The organism is Mesorhizobium sp. J8 (genome assembly GCF_016591715.1).
In the GTDB taxonomy this organism is placed as follows: Bacteria; Pseudomonadota; Alphaproteobacteria; order Rhizobiales; family Rhizobiaceae; genus Mesorhizobium.
In genome coordinates this window covers 535,130-559,517 of the sequence record NZ_AP024109.1, presented here as the reverse complement: position 1 = coordinate 559,517, position 24,388 = coordinate 535,130, and the positions used below count along the sequence as shown (strand labels likewise).

Sequence of the window (24,388 nt, the reverse complement as noted above, 5' to 3'; positions counted from 1 at the left end):
ACCGATCGCTTAAGCTTCATTCATATGCAAATAGTATTTTCATTCCCGGGTCAAGGCGATTATGCTTCCAGCCGAATGAAGTTCATGCATATATGCAGATCGAAATTCACTGGAGGGGCAGGTGGCAGAGGAAGAAGACGGGGACCGCTACCGCGCGCCGGCGCTGGACAAGGGGCTGGACATTCTCGAATTGCTGTCCAGCGTGGATGGCGGGCTGACGCAGGCGGAGATCGCCAAGCGGCTCGACCGCAGCCCGAACGAATTCTACCGCATGCTCGACCGCCTGGTGCGGCGCGGCTATGTCACCAAGATCGACGGCGACCGCTATTCGCTGACGCTCAAGCTATTCGGGCTGGCGCAATTGCATGCGCCGGTGCGGCGGCTGGTGTCCTACGCGACGCCGATCATGCGCGAGCTCGCCGAGACCTCATGGCAAGCCAATCAATTGGTCGTGTTCGATCGCGGCGCCGCCGTGGTCATCGCCCAGCAGGAAGCGCCGCGCTACTGGGGCATCTCCATCCGTGTCGGCTCGCATATCAGCCTGTTCGACACCGGCTCCGGCCATGTGCTGCTCGCCTTCCGCTCCCCGGAAGAGCGCAAGATGATGATCGCCGAGCACCTGCAGAGCACCGAACAGTTCAATTTGACGCCGGAGTTCTTCGCCCGCCTCGACCAGGTGCGCGACCGTGGCTACGAGATGATGGCGTCGCTGCAGACCGCCGGCGTCTACAATCTTTCGACGCCGGTGCTCGGGCCGGACGGCAGGGCCATCGCAGCGCTGACCATCCCCTATATCACGCTGGTCAACGCCCCAAAGGCACCGGACATCACGCTGACGATCCGGCATCTGCAAGGAGCCGCCGCCAGGCTGTCGCAGCTCGCCGGATCCGATGTGCCGCAATCGTCGTAATTTCTTATTTGAATAATGGATTTCTCGGCGAGATAGCTGCCGAACCCAGGGAGGATACGCCGCATGATCATCGACACACATCTGCATCTCGTCGACCAGAGCACGCTTCGCTATCCGTGGCTGGCCGGCGCGCCGGCGCTGAACCGCGATTTCCCCTATGAGGAATACGCCGCCGACGCGCGGCGCTCAGGCATCGAAGGCGTCCTGCATATGGAGGTGGACGTCGACCCGGCCGATATCGCCGCCGAGACCGCTTACGTGAAGTCGGTTGCCGGCCGAGCCGGGAGCCTGCTCCGCGGAGCGATCGCCGCCTGCCGGCCGGAACAGGCCGGCTTCGAGGCCTATCTGGAAACGGTCAAGGCAGACCCGTTCGTCAAGGGTTTCCGCCGCGTGCTGCATGTCGTGCCCGACGATGTCTCGGAAGGGGCGCTGTTTCGTCAGAACATCAAGCGGCTGGCCGGCACCGGCCTGACCTTCGACCTGGTGGTGCTGCCGCATCAGATCCCGAAGGCGATGGCGCTTGCCGACCTCGCGCCCGATGTACAGTTCGTCCTCGACCATTGCGGCGTGCCCGACATCAAGGGCAATGCCGAGCATCCGTGGCGCGAGCATATGGAGGCCATCGCCAAACGGCCGAATGTCGTCGGCAAGATTTCCGGCGTTGTCGCCTATGCAGACCCGGCGACCTGGACGGTCGACACGCTGCGGCCCTATGTCGAGCACACGATCGGCAGCTTCGGCTGGGACCGCGTGATCTGGGGCAGCGATTGGCCGGTCTGCACGTTGGGCGGCGGACTGACGACCTGGATCGCAGCAACGCACGCGCTGCTGGCTGGCACGAGCGACTCGGAGCGGACGCGGCTCCTTTCGGGCAATGCGCGCAGGCTGTGGCGACTTGGCTAATCGCTTGAGTCAGATCGTCGTACGGACGTGGCGCTCGCGGCCGTAGAGCGAAACCAGGAGCAGGATGACCACGCCGAGCGCGGCCTGCACCGTCGACGGGCGGAAGCCGAGGCCGATCAGCAGCGTGTTGATTTCGGTGAGCACCAGGACGCCGGCGATGGTGCCGAGATAGCTGCCGCGCCCCCCGACCAGCGCCGCGCCGCCCACCACGACGGCGGCGATCGTCTGGAAGAGATAGGGCTGGCCGACATCGCCATAGGCCGAGCCGGTGAAGCCAAGCAAAAGCACGCCGGCAACCGCCGCGAAGAAGGCGCTCGCCGCATAGGTGACGATCCACATGCGTAGCGGATCGATCAGCGCCAGCGGTGCCGCCTCCGGGTTGCTGCCGACCGCATAGAGGCGACGCCCATAGGGCGTGCGGGCCAGCACCAGCACGATCAGCGTCGTCAGTGCCACGAGGCATGGCACCAGCAAGGGCACGGGCAAGGGGCCGACCGAGCCGCCGATCGAGACGAAGCTGGACACGGCTTGCGGCGCCGAGCCGGAGGGGAAGCCCCCGGTCCACAACAGCACGGCGCCCTGGACGACCATGCCGATGCCGAGCGTGACGATCAGCGGATGGATGTTCAGCCCGCGCGAGATCAGCCCGTTGAGCGCGCCGATCGCGACGGCAAGGACGCCGACGAGGCCGCAGACCAGCGCGAAGTTCCAACCCTGGCCATAAAGCTGCGCCGCCACGACATTGGCGAAGCCGATGACGAAGGGAATGGAAAGATCGATGCCGCCGAGGATGACGACCAGCGTCTGGCCGATCGAAGCCACCGCCAGCAGCGAGGCGATGACCAGAAGCGCGCGGATGGCGAAGGGCGCCGAATAGCCGGGAATGAGCAGCGTGCCGACGATCTGCAACAGCAGCGCCATCAGGAAGGCGCCGGCGATGCGGGCGTTGGTGGACTGGAACCAGTTGCTTGTCATCCGGTCAGCCTTTCCGCTTCGACAGCCGTTCCTGCACTGCCGTCAGCACCACGGCGATAACGAGGATCAGGCCATAGGCGATCTGCAGCACATAGGTTGAAACGTTGAAGGTGGTGAGCAGGCTCTGCAGCAGGAAGATGTCGATGGCGCCGATCGCTGCACCGCCAGGCCCGCCGCGCCCGCCGGCGAGGCTGACGCCGCCGAGGGCCACTGCGGCAATCGCAATCAGCGTGTAGGTCGGGCCGATATTGGGGTCGGCCGAGCCGATCAGCGAGGTGAGCATCAGCCCGGCGGCGGCGGCGAAGATCCCGGTGAGCACATAGGCGATGAGCCGCACCCTGGTCACCGGCACGCCGGCCGTGTAGGCGGCGCGGTCGTCACTGCCGACGGCCATCAGCAGGTCGTAATAGGGGGTGCGGCGCACCAAGAACCAGCACAGGCCGATGAGCGCCAGCGGCACGATCGAGAGCGGCCCGGCCATGGCCTTCAGCCAGTCCGGCGCCGGACCGATCGGCGCCGGCAGGATGGTGAGCGTGATGCCGGTGAGGATCAGATAGGTGCCGAGCGTCGCCACGATCGGCTGGATGCGCACGATGGTGGCAAGCACGCCGTTCGCCATGCCTACCGCGGCGCCGACCAGCAGCGCGGCCGGAACGATGACCAGCGGCGACGAGATGCCGAGGTTGAGAAACAGAAGCTGGATGACCAGGGCGTTGACGAAGCCCATAAGCGGACCGACCGAGATATCGATGCCGCCGCGTCCCGCCAGGATGACGGGTGCCGAGGCGACGGCCGCGCCGATCAGGGGTGCGGCGAGCCCCAGCAACGTGCCCCAGGACGATGGCTGGAAGCGCGCCGGATTGAGCGCGACGTTGAGCACAAGCAGCACGACGAGCATCACCACGGCAAAGCCGACACCACGCAGCTTGCGGAGGACCGGGCTCATGCGGCACGTCCGAACATGGCGGCGATCACCGCGTCGGTGGTCATTTCCGCGCCCGAGAACTCGGCCGACACGCGCTGCTCGCGAAACACCAGCACGCGGTGACAAAGAAGCAATATCTCCTCGATCTCGCTGGACAGGATCACCAGCGCCATGCCCTCGACGGCAAGGCCGCGGAAGACGTCGTAGAGCACGTGCCGGGTCGCCACATCGACGCCGCGCGTCGGATCGTTGAGCAGAAGGAAGTTCGGCTCCAGCGCAAGGGCGCGGGCGAGCAGCACCTTCTGCTGGTTGCCGCCGGACAGCGTGGTGATCGCAGCGTCGGGACGTGGGGCGACGATGCTGAGCCTTTGCCTGTAAGCCTCGTAGCGCAGGCGCCGTGCCGCGAAGGAGAGAAGGCCGAAGCGACGGTCGTTCGACACGGTGGAGATGGCGAAATTGTCGAGCACCGACTGGGTCGGGAAAATGCCGGTCGAGCGCCGGTCGCGCGGCAGATAGGCGATGCCCCCGGCGACAGCCTTGCGGAAGCTGGTGATCGATCCTGATTGGCCGTCGACGGCGATCTCGCCGGCGACCGGCCGATCGAGCCCGGCAAGCGCGCGCAAAAAACGTTCCTGGCCGTGGCCGTCGAGGCCGGCAAGACCGACGATCTCGCCCGGCGCGATGGTCTGGCTGATCGGATCGACGCCAGGCGCGATGACAAGCCCGCGCACATGAAGAGCCTTCGTCTCAGCCATGTGCCAGCTCTGCTGCGGTTTGCGGCGCCATCGCCGCCAGAAGCTCGGCCGGTGTGGAGGCACCGCGTTCCTCGGTCTTCACCACGCGGCCGGCGCGCAGGATGGATATACGGTCGGACAAAGCCATCACCTCGTCCATGCGGTGGGTGATGAACAGGATCAGCGTGCCGGCGCCGGCCATTGCGCGCATCAGCGCGAAGACCGACTCGCGGTCGGCGAAATCGAGCGCCGCCGTCACCTCGTCGAGGATCAGGACACGCGGGTTGCGGACGACCGCGCGGGCGAGCACGACAAGCTGGCGGGCGGCAAGCGGCAGCTCGCCGCATGGCCGGTCGAGATCGATCGGCGTCACCGCGAAGCGGCCGAGCGCGGCCTGCGCCCAGGCGCGGCGCTCGCCGCGCGGCACGCCTCGTCGCCACAGGCCGTCGAGGCCGAGAAGGATGTTGTCGGTCACCGAACGATCCGGCGCGACCAGCACTTCCTGGAAGACGGTGGCTAAGCCGGCTGCCTGGAAGGCAGCGGGCTGCGTGCCGGAAAACGCCTTGCCGTCGAGCAGGATCGCCCCGTTATCCGGCAGCACGATGCCGGACAGCAGCTTCACCAGCGTGCTCTTGCCCGAGCCGTTCTCGCCCAGGATCGTATGGATCGTGCCGGGACGGAAGGCGATCGACGCATCGGCCAGCGCGACGGTTTCGCCATAGCGTTTGGAGACGCCTTGGACTTCGAGCATTTTTCTTCCCGGAATGGAGAAGCCGGCCCCTCAGTGGGAACCGGCTTCGCAAAACATCACTTGGCGCAGGCGTCCGGCACCTTAGAGTAGTCCCAGCCCTTCGTGGGCGCGGGATTGCTGAAATAGGCGTCGAGCACGTCCTCGGGCATCGGGTCCGTCGGCGGCACCGGGAAGACCGAGACGGCGTCCGGCGTCATGCAGTCCTTGTACCATTTGTCGAGCTCGGCGGCATGCACCGGCGGAATCGGGATCAGCAGCGTGTTGAGCTTCGGCTTCTGGCCGTCGAGCATGCGCTCGCCGACGCGGAACAGCGTCTGCGCCGTCCAACCCGGCAGAACGGCATGGCCCTCGAAGCGGTATTTGTCGGGGTTGGCCTTCCAATAACCCAGCGCATCGCCGGTGATCGAGCCGGTGATCAGCGGCGCCGGGCGGCCGGCTTCGGCGAAGGCCTCGGCGACGACACGGCTTTCGCTGCCGGTCGTCCACACCGCATCGATCGGCGCCGGATTGGTGGCGATCGCCTGCAGCACCACCGTCTTGGTGACATTGGCCGTCCAATTGCCGTTGACGGTGCGCGCGACTTTGAGGCCCTTGTTCTCGGCCAGCGCCTTGTCGGCGCCCTGCTTTTCCTGGACCACGATCGGATGTCCTGCGATGCCTTCGACCACCAGCACGCTGGCGTCGGGCTTCGCCTTGCCGATCGCCGTCATCATGTCATAGCCCCAGCGGGCATAGTTGGAATCGACATTGATGGCGTTGGGGCTGGTGACCGAGCCGGCCGCGGTGACGAAGGGAATGCCCGCCTTGGCCGCAGCGTCCACGGCGTCGTCGAGCGCTGTCGCCGAGCCCGGGATCGAGGTGATGATCGAGCATTTCTTGTCGATGAAGGCGCGGATCTGGTTGATCTGCTGGCTCGGGTCGTTGTTCGAATCCGACACCTCGAAGCTCGACACCGTGCCGTCGGCGATGAGCCCGTCGACCAGCCGCTTCAGCTCCTTGGTGACCGAGACGCGCCACGGATTGCCCTGGTAGCTCTCCGAATGGCACCACTTCCAGGGCTTCGCCGGCGGCGTGAAATTGTCCCAGGCCGAGGGCAGCACCTTCTGCGGCGCGCCGTCATATTGCGCCTTGAGATCGGCAGGCAGGCCGTCGATCACCGACTTCACGTCGGCGGCATGGGCGGCGAAGGGCATCGAGACTAAGGTGGTTGCGGCGAGCAGGCCGCGTATCAGGCTGGTCATTTTTTCCTCCCTTGGTGCAGTGGAACTAGCCGGCGGCGGCCGGCGCGAAACTCTCCCGGAACAGGCGATTGATATCGGCGACGACATGGGCGGCGTCCTGCCTGCCGGCGAGGCCTTCGTTGATGCGGTCGGAGGCCCGCTGCTGGAAGGCCATGTAGCCGTCATGGCGCGGACGGACCCAGGCGCCTTCAAGCGTCGCGCGCGTGGCGCGATAGAAGTCTCCGGTCGCGACGTTGACGGCATCATCCTCCCAGGCCGCGGCATGGCCAGGCTGGCCGCCGGCGGCGGCGTAGGGTCCGCGCTGCACGTCGCCGCTGGCGACCCAGTAGGCGAAGTCGATCGCCGCCTCGCGCGCGGCGGAAAAGGCTGAGACGGCAATGCCGGTGCCGCCAAGCGCCGAGCCCATCGGGCCGTTGCCGCCAACGACCGGCATGTCGGCAAAAGCGAGGCGATGCGGCCTGAAGCCCGCCACCGCATAGGGAACGTAGCCATAGATCAGCGGCGCGCAGGCGATGCGCGAGCCGGATTCAGCCATCTTCTCGACCACCGCGATCGGATCCATCGTCAGGCATGCGGGATCGACGAGCGCCGCGATCTCGCGCAGCATCTCGAAAGCGGTTTCGCCGGTCTCGGCGTCAACAAGGTCGGCCGAACCATCGACGACGCATGGCCGGCCGAGATCGGCGGCCAAAGTGTAGAAGCACATCAGCGAATGCGGCGGCCTGAGCGGCAAGAGCACCCGGCCCTGCTCGGCAAGCGCCAGCACTTCGGTCCAGATAGAAGGCGCGGCGCCGATCAGATCCGGCCGCCAGGCCTGCACCTGGGTCGCGGCGTCGATCGGGAACGCCCATTGCCGCCCCTGCCAGGTGTAGCTCGGATAGGACTTGCCGACGCTTCCCCTGGCCAGCGCCTCGCGCTCCGCCTCGCGGCCGGGGACATCGAGCGGCGCCAGGCACTTCTCGGCGGTGATCTGGCCGACATGCGGATGATCGATGACGATCAGATCATAGGCGCGGGCGAGCTCTTCCACCGGGAAGGACTCGAAATCCTGCAGCGAGCGCTTTTCCCATTCGATCGAGACGCCGGTCTTTTCCCGCCAAATCGCCGAGCACGCCACCATCGGATCGTAGCCGCGCGGATGGCTCCAGGTCATGCCTTTCAAGGAAACACCGCTCACAGGCCGAACTCCGCGCGGATCTTCTCACTGTGCTCGCCGATGCGCGGGGCGGCGCGGTCGACTTTGGCGCGCGCGCCGTCGACGCGCAGCGGCGAACGCGTGGTGAGGATCGATACGTTGTCCTCGCGCGTCACGGTCTGCAGCATGTCGAGCGTCTTGAAGCCGTCATTTTCCATCAGCTCCGGCCAGGTCAGCACCTTGGCGCACCAGATGTCGGCGGGCTCGAGGATGGCCAGCCACTCGTCAATGGTCTTTTCGGCAATGCGCCTGGCGATGATCGCCTTGATCTCGTCGCGGGCAGTGAACCAGGTCGTCGGCTTGTCGCGGAACGGGCCGAGCTCGGGCAATTCGAGCAGATCGGCAATCTTTGGGATCGGAGTCATGGCGATCGCCAGGTAGCCGTCCTTGGCCGGATAGACGCCGTAAGGCGCCGAGAGATAGGCATGGGCGCTGCGGAAGGATGAGCGCTTAGGCAGGCGGCGACCGTCATTGAGATGCGTGGTCAGCACTTCGAACTGGAAATCGACCAGCGCCTCGAGCAGGCTGGTCTCGACATGGCCGCCCTCGCCCGTGATGCCGCGCCGCACCAGCTTGGCGAGGATGCCTTGCGCGCAGGCAGCGCCCGCCAGCATGTCGGCGATCGCCAGGCCGAACGGCACCGGCCCCTGCTCCTCGTCGCCGTTGAGCCACATCACGCCGGAACGCGCCTGGGCGAGCAGATCCTGCCCCGGGCGCTTGACCCAGGGGCCGTCCTCGCCATAGCCGCTGATCGAGGCGTAGACGAGCCGCGGGTTGATCGTCCTCACATGCTCATAGTCAAGGCCGAGCCGTTCGATGACGCCTGGCCGGAAGTTCTGGATCAGCACGTCGGCCTTGGCGATCAGGCCGCGCAGCGCGGCGAGGTCGGCGTCGTTCTTGAGGTCGATGGCCAGGCTCTCCTTGCCGCGATTGATGGCGTGGAAAATGGTGGAATCGCCCCCGATCTCGGTGTCGCTGAGATAGAGCCGGCGCGAGAGATCCCCGCCGTCCGGCCGCTCGATCTTGATGACGCGCGCGCCGAGGTCGAGCAGGCGCAGAGAACAATAGGGCCCCGACAAGAACTGGCTCATATCGACGACGACGAGGCCGGTCAGCGGAAGTTCGTTTTCAGCGGCCACGGTTCACTTCTCTGTCTTGCCGACGAAATCGGCCGGGTTCTTGTATTTCACCGTCTGCAGATGCTCGCAGTAGAGCACCAGCTCTCCTTCACCCTTGAAGACTTCATAGCTGGCGCGGATCAGGCCCATATCCTGGTAGCGCGGCTTTTTGTCGAGGTTGGTGCGGATCGAATAGATGGTGTCGCCGATGAAGACCGGCTTGATGAAGCGGAGCTTGTCATAACCATAGGAAAAGGCGTTGAGGCAGTTGGTGGCGACGAGGCCGAGCCCGGCCGAGAAGACGAATGCGCCGGCCACCAACCGCTTGCCGAAGATGCCTTCCTTCTCGGCGAACATCCGGTCCTGGACATAAGGGTGGATATCCAGCACCAGCGTATTGAACATATGGCTTTCGCCCTCGGAGATGGTGCGACGGAGCGAACGGATTTTGTGGCCGACCTGCCAGTCCTCGTAGAACCAGTTTTCCGAATTCCAGACAGGGATCTCCGCATGTACCTCAGGCATGTCGGCAGGATGCGTCGAGGCGACGCCGACGGTCGGCGAGAACGCGCTCATGATCCTCTCCGGGAGGTTCCGTCGCGGCCTGCAAGGCAGTTCCGGGCACGATGCCGGATGGCGAGACGCATGATCGCTTTCCTCCCGTCAATTTTCTTTTGTGAATAATATTTTCACATATGGGATTGCCTTGCAAGCGATGATCGGCGAAATTTTTGGAAGGCCGGCACAGGCGGAGGAGCCGCCGGTCCGGAGCAGGCATTCGCGGGCAAGCCCACGAATACCTGCTTAGGGATTGTTGTTTTCGCAGGTTCTCTTCGCAAACCGCGGGAACACTTTGCGGAACCTGCTTAGGAGGAAGATCGATGCAAAGCGCCTGTCTTGTCTTTGTCGGCAGCCTCAACCGCGAAGCGCCCTATTTCCAGGGCGCGCGCGGCGTCGGCCTTGGCGTGTATGCCTTCGACGAGGCGACGCTTGCCGTGCAGAAGCTGGCCGAGACCAATGAGGTCGACAATCCGACCTTCCTGTCGGTGACGCCGGATGGCTCCCGCATCTATGCCAATTCGGAAGTCTTCGCCTGGCGCGAGGGAACGGTCACCGCCTATCGCTTCGAGCGCGCCACGAATTCACTCGCCTACATCAACAAGCAGCCATCGCTCGGCAGCATCACCGCGCACAACACGATCACCCGCGACGGCAGCAAGCTGCTGGTGGCGAACTACGGCATGGGCAGCGGCGGCCCCGACAAGGCGGTCGCCGTGTTCGGTTTTGCGGCCGACGGGGGCCTGACGGCGCCGCTGGCGAGCGTGGCGCATTCGGGTACCGGCCCCAACGCCGAGCGGCAGGAGCGGTCGCATGCGCACAGCGTCACCGAAACCATCCAGGGCGGCGTCGCCATCGTCGCCGATCTCGGCATCGACCAATTGGTCTCCTACCGGATCGGGCCCGACGGCGCGCTGGTGAAGCTCGCTTCCTCTGCGCTCACGCCCGGCGCCGGGCCGCGTCACGTCGCGCTGCATCCGAACGGCCGCTTTGTCTTCGTCATGAACGAGCTGGACTCGACGGTGGTGTCGCTGGCGCTCGACCAATCCTCGGGTCGGCTCGAGATAATCGACGCCAAGCCGGCAGTGCCCGGAGAGGCACGCGCGCATAATCACTGCGCCGACATCCAGATTTCGCCCGACGGCCGCTTCCTCTACGGCTCCAACAGAGGCCATGACAGCGTCGCCATCTTCGCTGTCGATCAGCAATCGGGAAAGCTCGATCCAGTCGGCTTCGCACCCTGCGGCGGCGCGACGCCGCGCAACCTGGCGCTGACGCCGTCCGGCAAGCATCTGTTTTCAGCCAACCAGAATGCCGACCGTATCTCGATCTTCGCCCGCGACGAGCAGAGCGGCCGGCTGACCGATACCGGCCAAGCCATCGAGATCGGAACGCCGATGTGCGTGCGGATCATCGAGGACCCGCTCCAATTCTAGCAGCTCGCGTTGCTTACTGGCCGACCCGCGCAAACGAGCCGGTATAGGTCTGGCCGGCAAGCGCGTAGGTGACGTTGAGCGTTCCAGGCGACGGCATCGTGGCGGTGATGTCCGCGCCGTTCGGCAGGCGCCCGAGCTTCAACGTGTTGCCGGAAATCCTGCCGGAGCCGTCGGCAACGCCCGGCTTGTTGTCGGCCAGATCGCCCCATGCGTAGCTGGCCGTCACCTGTCCGCCCGAGGACACTGTCAGCACCGCGAGCTTGCCATCATACATGCCGTTGAGCTGCCCCGCCCAGATGCCGGAGAAGGCGGCGTATCTCGCCGGGACGCCCTTGCCGGGCGGGACGACCGCGACCGTCTGATCGAGCACAGCCGAATTCGGCGAGGCCGGAGCGGGAGCGGCGACCGGAGCAGGTTGCGGGTCGGCAACAGGCTGCGTCTCCGGGGTCGATTGGCAAGCGGCAAGCGCGAGCGCAATGCCAAGCATCGCAAGGAGATTGTCTGGTCGCGCAAGCAATCCGGATTGAACCCGTACCTGCGCCAGTTTCCCACCCAAAACCGAAATCCTCATAAGCATCGCTCTGACAGAAGCCCTTAGCCTAGTTGCCGCCGCCGGCATAGGGATTTCCTTGGGCGCTTTCCCTTGTGCTCAGGGCGAACAAACGAGCGAGCAAATCGTCGCCGCCAAATCCGCCGGATTTCGAGACGATCGCGGTTCCGTTCCACGCGCCCGCGACCATCCGGCTCATCGCAACACCCGGCTCGTACAAACCCTGGCAGAGAAGACGGGAGGCAGCGCAAACGCGGACCAGCAACCGCAAGGTCCATCCGCCCGTCACGAGCACGGCCCGCGGGCGCGGCGCGGTGGCGACGAGCCGCTCGAGCGACCGCTCGATCATGGCGCGCGCCTCCGGAACCGAGACGGCATTCGAGGGAGCCACCAACGCCACCGGCGGCGTGGGCTGCATGGCGCTGCCGCCGTCCATCGCCAAGGTCCGCAGTCCGGGAACCGCCGCGATCTGGCGCAGCGTCGCCGGATGGTTGGTCCCGCAGATCGCCAGATCGATCGCCGGCGGCTGCAAGTGGGGAGACGCCCGCCCGGCGAGCACCGAGGCCAGTCCGCCGGTGCCGATATAGAGATCGTCTTCGCCCGCCCCGAACGCAGCGACCGCATCCGCAAGCTCGGCGTCGCTGGAGGCATCGGCGACAACAAATCCGCCCGGCGCAGCGCCTTTGCCCAGCATCGCGGCAGGGATGCCTTGGCTCGACAATGCATCGGCCAGGGCCGGCCCAACCTGCTGCGCCTTGCCTTCCGGCGAGAGCACAAGCTGGCGTCCGTCGACCGTGACCCTGCCCATTGCCGGGAATGCAGGAGCAAGAAGGGCCCGTCGGAACCGCCCGGCGCGGAAGGCGGCGGCGGCCTCCGCGATCGGATGGCCGCGCATGACGCTATCGATCTTCTTGAACGAGAGCAGACCTCGTTGGCGGCCGGCAAAAATTTCCGCCACGCGCCTAGAAGCCGTTGCCTCGTCGAGATCGCGTGTGTCGAGGTCGATCGCATCGCCGCCGGAGATGGCAGGCGGTCGATCGAGCCAGACTTGGATCGGGTTTTCGGGCGTGGCGAAATAGCCGGCGGTGTCGAGCGCGCCGGTAATGTCGTCGGCTACGATCAGGACATCCTGCTTGCCAACGCCGCGCCCGGTCGGGCCATTGTTCACGCGGCCTTCTCCGCGGTGAGCGACAAGGCGTAGTCGATCGCCTCGATGAGGCTGCTTTCGCGGGCGATGCCGCGGCCGGCGATGTCGAAGGCGGTGCCGTGGTCGACGGAGGTGCGCACGATCGGCAGGCCGAGCGTGATATTGACCCCGCTCAGGCCGAGCCATTCCCCGGTTCGCGGGTCGATCTGGAAGCCGAGCAGCTTCACCGGAATATGGCCCTGGTCGTGATACATGGCCACGACCGCGTCATAGGCGCCGCCGCGCATCTTCACGAAGACGGTGTCGCCCGGGACAGGACCATGGACATCATGGCCGCGCGCCCGGTAGTCGGCGACGATCGGCTCCGTGACGCGGATATCGTGGGTGCCGAAAATGCCGCCCTCGCCGGCATGCGGATTGAGCGCGGCGATCGCGACGCGAGGGGCGGCGATCCCCAGATGCTTCAAGGCTTCGATCGTCAGGTCGAGCACTCGGCGCATGCGCGGCTCCGTCGCCCGCTTCGGCACATCTTCGAGCGCGATATGCGTCGTGACATGGCTGACGCGGAAGGATCCGTGCGCGAGCATCATCGCGCTGTCGCGCGCCCCGGTCAGCGCCGCCAGCAGTTCGGTATGGCCCGGGAAGCGATGACCCGCCAGATGCAGCGATTCCTTATTGAGCGGCGCGGTGACGATGGCCGACGCCTCGCCCGCCATCGTGCGGCGCACGCCCTCGGCCACAGCCTCGTAGGCCTGCCTGCCGCCTTCCGCGGAGACTTGACCGATCGTGGCGGCGGAACCCGCGATCGGCCAGATGCCGAGCGGCTCGTCCGCTTGCGCGACGGCGGGCAACGGCAGGTCGAGCGACCGGGCGGCCTCGCCTAACGCCGCCAGCGACCCGATTATGCGCAGCCGAAAGCCCCCGGCCCCGAGTTGCGGCTCGAAATGCCGGCCGGCCTTGAGCGCGATCTCGGGCCCGACGCCCGCCGGATCCCCGACGGTGATGGCAATGGTTGCGGTCATTCAGCTCTCCACCAGGGCCGTGCGAACGTTAGGGACACAATCACGCCAAAGGTCGCCCGCCGTCGACCGGAATGATAACTCCTGTCGCGAAGCGAAGCTGCGCCGTGGCCGCCAGAACTGCCTCGGCGACGTCGTCAGGCGTGCCCAATCGGCCAAGCGGCGTCCGGCTCGCCTGTTCATCGCGCCAGGATTCGTCGCGGCCCTTGATGAAATCGGTGTCGACGACGCCGGGCGAAACCGACACCACCCTGATCTTCGGCGCGAGCGCGCGCGCCAGCGATTTGGTCAGATTGTCGACCGCGGCCTTGGACGCGCAATAGGCGATGTTGCTGCCCATGGCGGTCACACCCGCGATCGACGAGATGTTGACGACGACGCCGTCGCCGGTGCGGTCGAGCAGCGGCCGCACCGCCCGCGTCGTGGCGATGACGCCGCGCACGTTCACGCTGAGGATGCGGTCGATCAGCGCGTCGTCCAGGCTGTCGAGGTCCGGATGCGGCACGAAGCGGGTTATGCCGGCGCAATTGACCAATATATCCAGCCGGCCGAACCTCTTTTCGATCTGGTTGGACAGCCGCGCCAGGCAACCGCTGTCGGTGACGGCCGCCTCGGCGACCATGTGGTCGCCAGGCGCCAGCGTCGAGACCAGCGCTTCGGCCGCCTGGCGCGAGCTGTTGTAACCGATGACGACCGAGGCCCCTTGCTGCGCCAGCCTGGACACGATCCGGGCCCCGATACCGCCGGTCCCTCCGGTCACCAGGGCGACCTTGTCTTGCAGCATTGCCGGCATGCCCGTCTCCGTTTCAGACGCCGGTGCGTCGCTTGTGCGCGACCAGCGCCATGAGATTGCGGTCGCGCCAGGCGCTGCGTTCACCAAGCTGGGATGCCGAAAGCTTTTCGCGGCGCTCGGCCTCGGCTTTGGCGATGAGCGCTTCGGACCAGGGCGCCGGGTCGCGCCTTGCCAGCGCGATCGCATGATAGAGCGGCCCCAGGCGCCGTGCATAATCGGCGATCCCGCCCGGCGCGTTGAGGTCGATCGTCTCGAACGGTCCCATGAAGGACCAGCGGTAGCCAAGCCCGTGCGACACGGTCAGGTCGATGTCGCCGGCACTTGCGACGCCCTCCTCCAACAAGGCCCAGGCCTCATTGAGCAAGGCTCCCTGCAGCCGGTTGAGGACGAAACCGTCGACCTCCTTGCGCACGACGATGGCTGCCTGACCCGCCTGTTCCATTTGCTCCCGCAGCCACGGCACGACCTCGGCATCGGTCCATGGCGCCGGAACAAGTTCGACCAGCGGGATCAGATGCGGAGGGTTGACGGGATGCGCGACGAGGAAGCGGGCCCGGTTGAGGCATTCCTCCGTGAAGGCAGAGGCGGGAATGCCCGAGCTTGAACTGCCCACGACAGCGTCCGGCCGCATCGCCCGGTCGATCTCGAGGCAGACGGCCTGCTTGACGTCACGCCGTTCGAGCACCGACTCCTGGATATAGTCGGCGCCCGCAACCGCGGCCTCCAGCGTGTCGACCACGCGCAACCGCCGCAGGACGGGATCGATGGCGTCGACCAGCCCGGCTTCCTGCATGTCGGCGAGACTGGCTTGTATCCTGTCGATCACCGCCGCCCGGATCCCGGCGCTGCCGTCATAGATGGCCACGTCATGCCCCGCCCGGGCGAAGACGATCGCCCAGCCGCGGCCGACGAGCCCTGCCCCGACGATGGCGACCTTGCGCATTGCCCCCATTACTGCACCCGCGATTTCTCGCCGTCCGCGAGGCAGATTTCGGTGATGCGCAGGCCGTCCTTGGTGATGCGCGACGGGAAGCGGTCCTTCAGCCGTTCTTCGTGAATGGGAATAACGCGGCGCGCCTCGTAATTCACCTGCTTCATCATCTCCTCAGTCGCCAGCACGAGATTGGTTTGGCTGCCGACCGCAAGCCCCACCGGGACGTAGAGCGTCTCGACATCGACGGCAGCACCCGAGCCCTCGATATTGTCGAAGACATAGACCAGGTCGCCCGCCAGCACCCAGCTGTCTTCCTTGCCGTTGCGAACGGTGACCCACATCGAACCATAGGTGTGGCTGTCGAAGGCGGGATTGAGATCGACATTCGGCAGCACGTCCTGCTTGGCGCCATCGAGCGTCACCAGCCGCTTCTGCCGGGCAAGGTCGACGCCGCGCACGATATCGCCCGGGTCGACGGCGACGTTCATCCAGCGCATGCGGTCCGGCAGCGACATCGCCCAGACCCATTTCGCGATCTCCTTCTCCTGGATGTAGAAGGTCGCCTTCGGAAAATCCTCGACATTGCCGAAATGGTCGAAATGGGCGTGGGTGATGAAGACCGTGTCGACGTCCTTCGGCGTCAGGCCGATCTCGCCGAGGACGATCTCGGGCGAATGCCAGTTCTCGACGCCGAACTTGTCGCCGAGATGCTTGCCGTAATCCTTGTTGTTGTAGCCGACATCGACCATGGCGACATGGCCGTTGCCCTTGATCAGCGCATAGCAATAGGGAAGCTTGACGTAGCCTTGATTGTGGGCGCCGTAGAGCACACCGCTCTTGTGGTAGTTGGTGACGTAGCTGTACTCAAGCACCCAGATCGAATATTGGCCCATCGTTTCCTCCCTGATGTCGCCATCGCTGCGCACAACTGCAGCAGGCATGATTGAAATCGACCGGCGCCATGCCGGCCCGCGGTTCCGACGCCGCCTGCAGCCAGGCATAGGCGTGCTTGATCCTGTCTCCCGCCCGGTCGAGATGCTGCTGCCAGTCGCGCCGCAAGCGCGCCTGGCCGAAATCGTCGAGCACTTCGCCGAGGGTCGCGTGCGCGGTCTCCAGACGGGCGCGATGGCTCTCCAGGCCGCGCGGCGCCTGCAAGGCGCCCAGGCGCTGCTCGACCTCGGCCCAGCGCTCGCGCGCCGCCGGTATATCCGGCAGGTCGAGCACATCCCGGCGGCCGCCGGCTTCGGCCAGGACCAGCAGGCCGGCGACTTGGCCGATCAGCCGGCGCAGAGCGTCATAGATGGGACGAGTGGCGACCACGTAGCGGACGACGGCCCCGTCGGCGGCGGCATCCATCTCGACGGCCGACCGGGATTGCCCGGCTTCGGCATCGGATGGCGGCGGCGCGATCAGCTCGCAGTCGTAGCGGTGGACGGTGATCGCGCGCTCGAAGAATCGCCTTGCCGACATGTCAGCCATGATGCCTCCGGCGCGTCGTCGCGCGCTCGATCACGGCGCCCGGCGGGATCATCTGGACGACCGGCTCTCGCCCGGCATTCGTGCCGAGCTCCCTGGCCAGCGAGACCGTCGCCTCCAGCATCTTCTCGATGGGCTGCTGGACCGTCGTCAGTCCATGCGAAGGCCAGTGGGCCATCTCGATGTCGTCGAAGCCGACGATCGAGATGTCGTCCGGCACGCCGAGGCCGAGCTCACGCCGGACACCGTCGAGGAAGCCGATGGCAAGGATGTCGTTGGCGCAGAATACGCCGTCGGGCATCTCCTTGAGATCGCGCAGCTTGCGCGCGGCCTCGTAGCCTGCGTGGTAGCTGAACTGTCCCGCCTCGATGACGACGGGCGCGGCAAGGCCGCGTTCGACCGCGCGCTCGCTGAAGCCGCGGTGACGGGCGACATTGGTCGAGGCATCCGCAAGTGCTGCGATGTAGGCCAGGCGCCGGTGGCCGGTGTCGACCAGATAGTCGGCAATGCTGCGGCCGCCGAGGATGTTGTCGCAGGAGATGCCAAAGGCGTGTTCGTCAGCCGACAGCCGGTTGAAGAAGATCACGGGCGTGCCGGCCTTGCGGCATTCCTGCGCGGCTTCGGAAGACAAGGTCGCCGCGAGGATGATGGCGAGGTCGGGCTGGTAGTTGAGGAGGAGGCGCAGCGCCTGATCGACCTCGCCCGACTGGTCGGCCGCAACCAGCATCACATTCATGTCGATGGCGCGCAGCTCGGTGGTGAGCCGGGTGAGCACTTCCGGATAGAACGGGTTCGTGATGTCGGCCACGACCACGCCGACGATGCGCGTCTTCTTGGTGATGAGGCTGCGCGCGAAAGGGTTCGGCGAATAGCCGATCTCGCGCGCGCGGTTCAGCACCACGTCCCGCGTTTCCTTGGCGATCACGGCATCGGCGTGAAACGCCCTGGAGACGGTCGAAACAGACATGCCCAGGTCGCGCGCCAGATCCTTGACGGTCACGCGGGGCTTGCTGTTCTTGTTGCGGGCGACGATCGACATGAAAACTCCGTTGGCGCGCTGTCTTAGGCCTCGTTGCGACCTCCGTAGCGGCGGACCCGGATGTTGGCCTGCTCGGCATGCCCGTAGAAACCCTCCAGGACACACAGGCGCGAACAGTATTCGCCGATCATGGCGCTCGCTTCGTCGGTCAAGACGCGCTGATAGGTGCAGGTCTTGATGAACTTGCCAACCCACAAACCGCCGGTGTAGCGGGCCGCCTTCCTGGTCGGCAGCGTGTGGTTGGTGCCGATGACCTTGTCGCCATAGGCGACGTTGGTGCGCGGGCCGAGGAACAGCGCGCCGTAGTTGCGCATGTTGTTCAGGAAATAGTCGGGATCGCGCGTCATCACCTGCACGTGCTCGGAGGCGATCCGGTCGGCTTCCGCGACCATCTCCTCGTAGGAATCGCACACGATCACCTCGCCATAGTCGGCCCAGGCCTTGGCGGCGATCTCGGCCGTCGGCAGCACCTTCAGCTGGCGCTCGATCTCCGCCATGGTATCGCGGGCGAGCTTTTCCGAATTGGTCAGAAGCACCGCCGGGCTCGTCGGGCCGTGCTCGGCCTGGCCGAGCAGGTCGGTCGCGCAGATCTCACCGTCGACGCTGTCGTCGGCGATCACCAGCGTCTCGGTCGGGCCGGCGAACAGATCGATGCCGATGCGGCCGTAGAGCTGGCGCTTGGCCTCGGCGACGAAGGCGTTGCCGGGACCGACCAGCATGTCGACGCGGCCGATGGTCTCGGTTCCGAGCGCCATGGCGCCGACGGCCTGCACGCCGCCCAGGACGTAGATCTCGTCGGCGCCGCCCATATGCATGGCGGCGACGATCGCCGGATGCGGCCCGCCCTGGAACGGCGGCGCGCAGGCGATGATCTTCTTCACGCCGGCGACCCTTGCGGTGACCACGCTCATATGCGCGGAGGCGACCATCGGATATTTGCCGCCCGGCACGTAGCAGCCGACCGTCTCGACGGGAATGTTCTTGTGGCCAAGCACGACACCCGGCAGCGTTTCCACCTCGAGGTCCTGCAGACAGGCGCGCTGCTTCTCGGCGAAATTGCGGACCTGCGCCTGGGCGAAGCGGATGTCCTCCAGGTCCCTCGCCGAGACCTTGGCGATGGCCTGTTCTATGTCGCTTTCGGTCAGCCGGAAGTTCTGCGGCGACCACTTGTCGAAACGCTCCGACAGTTCCCGGACGGCGGCGTCGCCCCGTTTCTCGATATCGGCGAGGATCGTCTCGACGGTCGTGCGGACAACCGCGTCGCCCTGGGCGACAGCCTCGGGATCCCTGCCCCGCTTCAGAAAGGTCGGCATTTTCTCATCCTTGTCTTGGGTGGGATGGACGGCAGGATGCCGTCCATCGGTCGCATTGCTGATCGTCAGGGCTTAACCGTCGGCTCGATCTTGGTGAGCTTGTATTCGTCGGCTGGGGCCTTGCAGGACGAGCAGTTGATGCCGGGCGCGTCGGGCGCCTGCTTCACATCGGCCGGCAGTGGCTGGATGGTCGCTCCGGGCGTCGGCTTGCCTTCCAGCGCCGACTGCAGCGACAGCTCCGGCAGAAGCTCGGGATTGAACACCTCGGTGACGAAGGAAGACGGCACCTTGTCGGTAGGGAAGACGTTGCAGCCGTCGGCGAAGGTGTCGCCCTTGCAGGGCTTGACCTGATCGGCCGGTACCCACGGCAGCGGGTATTCGATGTTCATCGGCTTCAGCTCGCGCTTCTTGGTCAGGATCTCCATCATCAGCTTGAAGGCGTAGCCGGAGGTGGCGGGCGGCGAGCCGGCCGAGACGCCCTTGAGGCCCATTGCCTGCATCTTCGGATCGGCCAGGCCGAGGCGGAAGCCGTCGGAGTTCTCGCCGGTCATCGGCACCAGCTTGTTGCCCTTGTCGAGCTGCGCCTGGATGGCGCCGTATTCGCCGGCCTGGGCCCAGATGCCGTCGACGTCCGGATGCGCGGCAAGCGCCTTGGCCGTCTCCTGCTGCGTGGTGCGGTCATCCCAGTAGGAATAGTATTCAGCGACCACCTTGATGCCGGGATACTGATTGAAGATGTGCATGGCGCCGTCGGTATGACGCTTGTCGACCGAGTTGCCCGGAACGCCGCGGCTGAGAAAGATGTTGCCCTTGCCGCCTAGGATGTTGACCAGCGCCTGGGCGGTGTTCTCGCCGAAGCCGGCGGTGATGTAGCTGACATTGTAGGCGCAGGGCTCGGTGACCGTCGCGTCATACATGAAGAAGAGCACGCCCTTCTGGCAGCCCCGATGGATGGTGCGGTTCAGCGCGGTCGACGAGATCGGGAAGCTGATGATGCCGTCGGCGCCATCCTGGATCATGCTTTCATAGGCGGAGATCTGCGCCTGCGGATCGGTGCCGGAGATGACCTCCTTCAGCTCCACGGTCTTGTCGTAGGGCGGCGTCTGCGCCAACGCCTTGACGATGTTCGCGGCCTCCGACTGCCATGAGTTGCCGCTATAGCTCAGCGACAGATAGACCTTGAGCTTCTTGTCCTGCGCTTCGGCATGATCGACGACCGTCGCGACACCCGCGGTCGTGGCAAGCGTCAGCGACGCGGCCAGTCCCAGTCTTTTCAATAGCTTCATTTCCATCTACCTCCCTTTGGAATTTGGCCCTTTAAGGTGCCGGACCAGAGCCTGTGAGAACGTTCTCACAATTGGACAAAAAGCAGTGGCATGCAGGCGCATGGTTATTTTCCCCGCGTCAGCATGCGGTTTCCGATGTGGGTCAGGAACTCGCCCCGCAGCACCAGCAGCGCCCCGACGATGATCGCGCCCTCGATGATGGTGCGCCATCCTTCACTCAGCCCGATGGCCGAGATCATGGTGCCGAGCGTCGTCAGAAGGATCGCGCCGCCGACCGTGCCGATGAAGGTTCCGCTGCCGCCGAGGATCGAGGAGCCGCCGATCACGACGGCGGCGATCGAGGGGAGCATGTAGCTGTCGCCCATCCTGAGCGTCGCCCCGTTCGAATAGCCGACCAGCATCATGCCGACGAAGCCGGCGCAGGCGGCGCTGATCGCATAGGGCACGAGCTCGAGCCGGGTGACGCCGACGCCGGCGATGAGCGCGGCGCTCCTGTTGGTGCCGAGCGCGCGGAGCCGGCGCCCGAGCGCGGTGAAGTTCTGCAGCAGCCAGCCGAACAGGATGAAGGCGATGGTGAAGTAGATGACCACCGGCACGCCGAGGAACCATGACTTCATCAGCCACAGCAGGGACGATGGCGAACCGCCGCGCGGCGTGCCGCTGGTATAGCCGAGCGCCACCGAGGCGACCACGATCGAGGTCGCCATCGTCATGATGAAAGGCGGCACCTTCAGCCAAACGATGCCGATGCCGCTGATCGCGCCGACCATGGCGCAAATGAGCAGGATGGCAGGCAGCATGTACCAGACACCGGCATCGCCCGTGCCGATCCAGGTCGTGGTCAGCACGCCGCCAAGCGTGATGAGGGCCGGGATCGAGAGGTCCAGTCCGCCGATCAGGATGACGAGGCCCTGCCCGAAGGACAGGATGATCAGGAACGAGGCGAGGATCAGCACCGTCAGCACCTGGCTCCAGGAGCCGAGCGCCGGGCTGATGAAGCGCGAACACACGATGAGCACGATGCTCAGGCCGAACACGACAAGCGTGTTCACCGTTTCCCGGTCGAGCTTCTGCCTGCCGCGCCGGTCGGAGGAGGCCTCGAATGGCATCGCTATGTCCTTATGCGCGTTCACCGGACTTCGTCCTTCTTGAGCAGGCGCGCCACGGTGTTGCCGAAGACGATCGCCAGCACCAGCACGAAGCCCTGGAAGATGCCGGTGTAGAAAGACGACACGCCGCCCGAGAACAGCACCTTCTGCAAAAGCATGAGCGTTCCGGCGCCGAGGATGGAGCCGACGAGACTGCCGCGGCCGCCGCTGAGCGGGGTGCCGCCGAGCGCCACGGCGGCGAAGGTGAGCATCAGGAACGGCGTGCCCGCCGTCGGGTTGCCGGTCGCGGTCTGGGCGCTCAGCATGAAGCCGGCGACGCCATAGAGGATGCCGGCGCCGACGAAGGCGGTGATGCGAACGCCCGAGACGGCCACGCCTGAGAAACGGGCCGACTGTTCGTCGGCGCCGATCGCATAGAGGCCGATGCCGGTGTTGGTTCGCCGGAAGGCCAGCCACAGCAGTACGGCGGCGACCAGGAACAGGCCGGCGATCGGAACGACGCCGAACAGCGTGTCGGTCAGCGTGTAGGTAACGAAGTCGGCGACCATGCCGCCGGGCGCGTCGAGAATGACCAGCGCCAGTCCCTGGCAGATGATCATGGTGCCCAGCGTCGCGGCGATGGTCTGAAGCCCAAGCCTGGCGACCAGAATGCCGTTGATCACGCCGACGAAGGCGCCGATGGCGCAGCACATCAAGAGGCTGGCCAGCGCTCCGCCCGGGCCGTCGAGCGGATAGACGGCCATCAGCACGTTGGTCAGCGAGACGACGCCGGCGACGGACAGGTCGAAGCCGCGGCTGATGACGACCAGCGTTTCGCCCGCCGCCGCGAGCGCCAGCGGTGTCGAATTGTTGACGAGATCGGTGAATGTGTAGAGCGAGAGCGCATCGGGCTGCCAGAACGCATAGAGCGCGTAGAGCAGCACATAGATCAGCGCGACGATGCCGGTGCCGCTGATGACGGCGCGCCAGAAGGGCGAGCGGCGGGATACGGGACTTGCCGTGACCGCGCTCATGCCGCCACCTCCGTCTTCGCGCCGCGCGCATGGCCGATCAGCGCGCCGACGATCGTCTGCTCGTCGATGGCGTCGCCCTGGTATTCGGCGAAGATACGGCCGCCATAGAGCACGATACAGCGATGTGCGAGATGGACGAGTTCCGGCAGCTCGGACGAGTAGAAGAGCACGGAGCCGCCATCGGCGGCGAATTTGCGGATCGCCTCGTAGATCGACTGCTTGGTTCCGACGTCGACGCCACGAGTCGGATCGAAGAGCAGCAGTGTGCGCGCGCCAGTCATGATGACGCGTGCCAGCAGCGCCTTCTGCTGGTTGCCACCGGACAATTCGTCGATCTTGAAATGCAGATAGCGCTCCTGCAGATCGACCACCGCGGCTGTTTCGCGCGCGGCGCGGCGCTCGCCGGCCGGCCAGACGATGCCGCCCCGCGCGATGCGGGAGATGATCGGCAGCACCATGTTGCTGGCCGTGGTGAGGCCGGCGAGGATGCCTTCCGACTTGCGGTCCTCGGGCAGGTAGGCGAGGCCGTTGCCGAAATGGAGCGCGGCGCCCGGGCTGGCGATCTGGGCGCGCACGCCGTCGATCTCGACGGTTCCGCCCTTGGCCTTGGCAAGTCCGATCAGCGTCCTGAAGAGGTCGCGCTGGCCCTGGCCTTCGAGCGCGGCGATGCCGACGATCTCGCCCTGCCTGACATTGAACGACACGTCTCTGAGGATGCCGCCCGACAAGGCCTTGACGCCGAGCGCGACGGGCGCGGCCCCACCGGCCGACGGCGGCGTCGTGATGGTCTCACGCGCGCTGCGGCCGACCATCATCTCGAAGATGTTCTCATCCGAAGCGCCGGAAAGCTCGACCGTGCCGATGCTGCGGCCGTTGCGCAGGATGGTGGCGCGCGAGCACAAGGTGCGCACTTCGCCGAGACGATGGGAAATATAGAGGATGGCGGTCTGCCGGGACTTTTGCCGGCGCACGAGCTCGAACAGCCATTCGACGTCGGCCAGCGCCGCCGTCGGCTCGTCGAGGATCAGCAGTTTCGCGGCATGGGTGAAGGCGCGGACGATTTCGAGCCGCTGACGGTCCGAAAGCGAGAGCACGCCGACCGGCGTGTCGGGATCGAAATGCGCGAGACCATAATCCTTAAGGATCCTGCCGGCGGAGGCCGTGGCCGTGCGATGCGACGCCAGGCCGAGCATACCCCTCGGCATTTTCGGCAGCATCAGATTCTCGGCGATGGTGAGATTGGGCAGCAGGCTGAGCTCCTGGAAAGCCGTCGCCACGCCTTGCGCGCGCGCATCGACGATGTCGTGCGGCGTGTAGGGCGAGCCTAAGATCGACATCGATCCGCTGTCCGGCTTCACCACGCCGCTGAGGATCTTCACCAGCGTCGACTTGCCGGCGCCGTTCTCGCCCAGCAGCGCATGGACCTCGCCCGGACGCAGGTCGATGGAAACGGAATCGAGCGCAACGGTCGCCCCGTAGGACTTCGCGATCTTGGCGATGCGGACGGCCAGCCGGGTCTCGTCGGTGCTCATACCTCCTCCCAAGGTAAGGTCGCAGCTGCGGTGAGAACGTTCTCTGAGAACGTTCTCACCGTTTCACAAAGCGATGTTCGTTGTCAACGGGAAATCCATCACAGGAATGTTAGAGCCGTTTCAGGCGAACGCGATCGCGAGACCCTGTCATCGATCCGTCGTGCCGCGAGGATCAGCAATCCAAGATACAGCACTGCAAGAACATCGCCGCAATCGCCGCGATCGGGACCAGAACGCGCATGACGGGTTACCCATTGTCCCGGCAGCTTCTGGATTCAATATCCCAAAATCCTGCCGGCAAACCTTCGATATCTCCAGCTCCGCGTCGCTGCTTCCGCTCTGACCTGCCAGTTCTTTCGCCGGACACGACCTGCGTCGCATCCGTCCGCGCAACTTTTCCGGAGATAGCTGCGCTTGCGAACATCCATCGG

24 protein-coding genes are annotated in these 24,388 nt (G+C 65.7%); 3 read left to right on the top strand and 21 right to left on the bottom strand.

Going from position 1 to position 24,388, the window contains the following annotated elements; genetic code table 11:
• Positions 1-121: 121 nt before the first annotated feature.
• Complete coding sequence (locus MJ8_RS02695; RefSeq protein ID WP_201412966.1) at positions 122-910, top strand: IclR family transcriptional regulator; 789 nt, start codon at positions 122-124, stop codon at positions 908-910.
• Positions 911-973: 63 nt separating this feature from the next.
• Entirely contained in the window at positions 974-1,813 is an 840-nt protein-coding gene (locus MJ8_RS02690; protein ID WP_201412965.1) for an amidohydrolase family protein, read from the top strand.
• Positions 1,814-1,822: 9 nt separating this feature from the next.
• On the opposite strand, the gene MJ8_RS02685 is transcribed toward MJ8_RS02690, so the two are convergent.
• The 8 genes from MJ8_RS02685 to MJ8_RS02650 are packed head-to-tail and all read right to left on the bottom strand — an operon-like array spanning position 1,823 to position 9,328.
• Complete coding sequence (locus tag MJ8_RS02685) at positions 1,823-2,788, bottom strand: ABC transporter permease (protein WP_201412964.1); 966 nt, start codon at positions 2,786-2,788, stop codon at positions 1,823-1,825.
• A 4-nt stretch (positions 2,789-2,792) separates the two neighbouring features.
• Positions 2,793-3,734: an ABC transporter permease gene (locus MJ8_RS02680; protein ID WP_201412963.1), complete on the bottom strand. Its 942-nt coding sequence runs from the start codon at positions 3,732-3,734 to the stop codon at positions 2,793-2,795.
• The gene (locus MJ8_RS02675; RefSeq protein ID WP_201412962.1) at positions 3,731-4,468 is read right to left on the bottom strand and encodes an ATP-binding cassette domain-containing protein; all 738 of its coding nucleotides are present in this window, start codon (positions 4,466-4,468) and stop codon (positions 3,731-3,733) included. The genes MJ8_RS02680 and MJ8_RS02675 overlap by 4 nt, the downstream gene beginning before the upstream one ends.
• Positions 4,461-5,198, bottom strand: coding sequence for an ATP-binding cassette domain-containing protein (locus tag MJ8_RS02670; RefSeq protein ID WP_201412961.1), 738 nt, complete (start codon positions 5,196-5,198; stop codon positions 4,461-4,463). Before MJ8_RS02670 ends, MJ8_RS02675 begins: the two co-directional genes overlap by 8 nt.
• A gap of 56 nt (positions 5,199-5,254) precedes the next feature.
• On the bottom strand, positions 5,255-6,439 hold the full coding sequence (locus tag MJ8_RS02665; RefSeq protein WP_201412960.1) for a substrate-binding domain-containing protein: 1,185 nt from the start codon (positions 6,437-6,439) through the stop codon (positions 5,255-5,257).
• A 25-nt stretch (positions 6,440-6,464) separates the two neighbouring features.
• The gene (locus MJ8_RS02660) at positions 6,465-7,592 is read right to left on the bottom strand and encodes an ABC transporter substrate-binding protein (protein WP_201415279.1); all 1,128 of its coding nucleotides are present in this window, start codon (positions 7,590-7,592) and stop codon (positions 6,465-6,467) included.
• Positions 7,593-7,612: 20 nt separating this feature from the next.
• Positions 7,613-8,773 (bottom strand): CaiB/BaiF CoA transferase family protein, encoded by a 1,161-nt coding sequence (locus MJ8_RS02655; RefSeq protein WP_201412959.1) that lies wholly within the window; start codon positions 8,771-8,773, stop codon positions 7,613-7,615.
• Positions 8,774-8,776: 3 nt separating this feature from the next.
• Complete coding sequence (locus MJ8_RS02650; protein ID WP_201412958.1) at positions 8,777-9,328, bottom strand: MaoC family dehydratase; 552 nt, start codon at positions 9,326-9,328, stop codon at positions 8,777-8,779.
• Positions 9,329-9,633: 305 nt separating this feature from the next.
• On the opposite strand from MJ8_RS02650, the gene MJ8_RS02645 reads away from it, so the two are divergent.
• Positions 9,634-10,746, top strand: coding sequence for a lactonase family protein (locus MJ8_RS02645; protein ID WP_201412957.1), 1,113 nt, complete (start codon positions 9,634-9,636; stop codon positions 10,744-10,746).
• A gap of 13 nt (positions 10,747-10,759) precedes the next feature.
• On the opposite strand, the gene MJ8_RS32115 is transcribed toward MJ8_RS02645, so the two are convergent.
• The 13 genes from MJ8_RS32115 to MJ8_RS02580 form a co-directional block, all read right to left on the bottom strand.
• Positions 10,760-11,233, bottom strand: coding sequence for a hypothetical protein (locus MJ8_RS32115; protein WP_225248110.1), 474 nt, complete (start codon positions 11,231-11,233; stop codon positions 10,760-10,762).
• 112 nt (positions 11,234-11,345) lie between these two features.
• Positions 11,346-12,464, bottom strand: coding sequence for a four-carbon acid sugar kinase family protein (locus MJ8_RS02635; protein WP_201412956.1), 1,119 nt, complete (start codon positions 12,462-12,464; stop codon positions 11,346-11,348).
• Positions 12,461-13,465: a 4-hydroxythreonine-4-phosphate dehydrogenase PdxA gene (pdxA, locus tag MJ8_RS02630; protein ID WP_201412955.1), complete on the bottom strand. Its 1,005-nt coding sequence runs from the start codon at positions 13,463-13,465 to the stop codon at positions 12,461-12,463. Before pdxA ends, MJ8_RS02635 begins: the two co-directional genes overlap by 4 nt.
• Before the next feature lie 40 nt (positions 13,466-13,505).
• A complete protein-coding gene (locus MJ8_RS02625; RefSeq protein WP_201412954.1) occupies positions 13,506-14,255 on the bottom strand; it encodes an SDR family NAD(P)-dependent oxidoreductase in 750 nt (249 codons plus the stop codon).
• A 13-nt stretch (positions 14,256-14,268) separates the two neighbouring features.
• Positions 14,269-15,207: a 3-hydroxyacyl-CoA dehydrogenase gene (locus tag MJ8_RS02620; protein WP_225248109.1), complete on the bottom strand. Its 939-nt coding sequence runs from the start codon at positions 15,205-15,207 to the stop codon at positions 14,269-14,271.
• Positions 15,207-16,130, bottom strand: a complete 924-nt coding sequence (locus tag MJ8_RS02615) for an N-acyl homoserine lactonase family protein (RefSeq protein ID WP_201412953.1) — start codon at positions 16,128-16,130, stop codon at positions 15,207-15,209. Before MJ8_RS02615 ends, MJ8_RS02620 begins: the two co-directional genes overlap by 1 nt.
• On the bottom strand, positions 16,054-16,668 hold the full coding sequence (locus MJ8_RS02610; protein WP_201412952.1) for a hypothetical protein: 615 nt from the start codon (positions 16,666-16,668) through the stop codon (positions 16,054-16,056). The genes MJ8_RS02615 and MJ8_RS02610 overlap by 77 nt, the downstream gene beginning before the upstream one ends.
• Entirely contained in the window at positions 16,661-17,704 is a 1,044-nt protein-coding gene (locus MJ8_RS02605; RefSeq protein WP_201412951.1) for a LacI family DNA-binding transcriptional regulator, read from the bottom strand. Before MJ8_RS02605 ends, MJ8_RS02610 begins: the two co-directional genes overlap by 8 nt.
• 23 nt (positions 17,705-17,727) lie before the next feature.
• The gene (hisD, locus tag MJ8_RS02600) at positions 17,728-19,017 is read right to left on the bottom strand and encodes a histidinol dehydrogenase (protein WP_201412950.1); all 1,290 of its coding nucleotides are present in this window, start codon (positions 19,015-19,017) and stop codon (positions 17,728-17,730) included.
• A gap of 65 nt (positions 19,018-19,082) precedes the next feature.
• Complete coding sequence (locus MJ8_RS02595) at positions 19,083-20,303, bottom strand: sugar ABC transporter substrate-binding protein (RefSeq protein WP_201412949.1); 1,221 nt, start codon at positions 20,301-20,303, stop codon at positions 19,083-19,085.
• Positions 20,304-20,407: 104 nt separating this feature from the next.
• Positions 20,408-21,412, bottom strand: coding sequence for an ABC transporter permease (locus MJ8_RS02590; protein WP_201412948.1), 1,005 nt, complete (start codon positions 21,410-21,412; stop codon positions 20,408-20,410).
• Between the two features lie 20 nt (positions 21,413-21,432).
• Entirely contained in the window at positions 21,433-22,425 is a 993-nt protein-coding gene (locus MJ8_RS02585) for an ABC transporter permease (protein ID WP_201412947.1), read from the bottom strand.
• Positions 22,422-23,957 carry a sugar ABC transporter ATP-binding protein gene (locus tag MJ8_RS02580; RefSeq protein ID WP_201412946.1) on the bottom strand — a complete coding sequence of 512 codons (1,536 nt, stop codon included), beginning with the start codon at positions 23,955-23,957 and terminating at the stop codon, positions 22,422-22,424. The genes MJ8_RS02585 and MJ8_RS02580 overlap by 4 nt, the downstream gene beginning before the upstream one ends.
• Between the last annotated feature and the right edge of the window lie 431 nt (positions 23,958-24,388).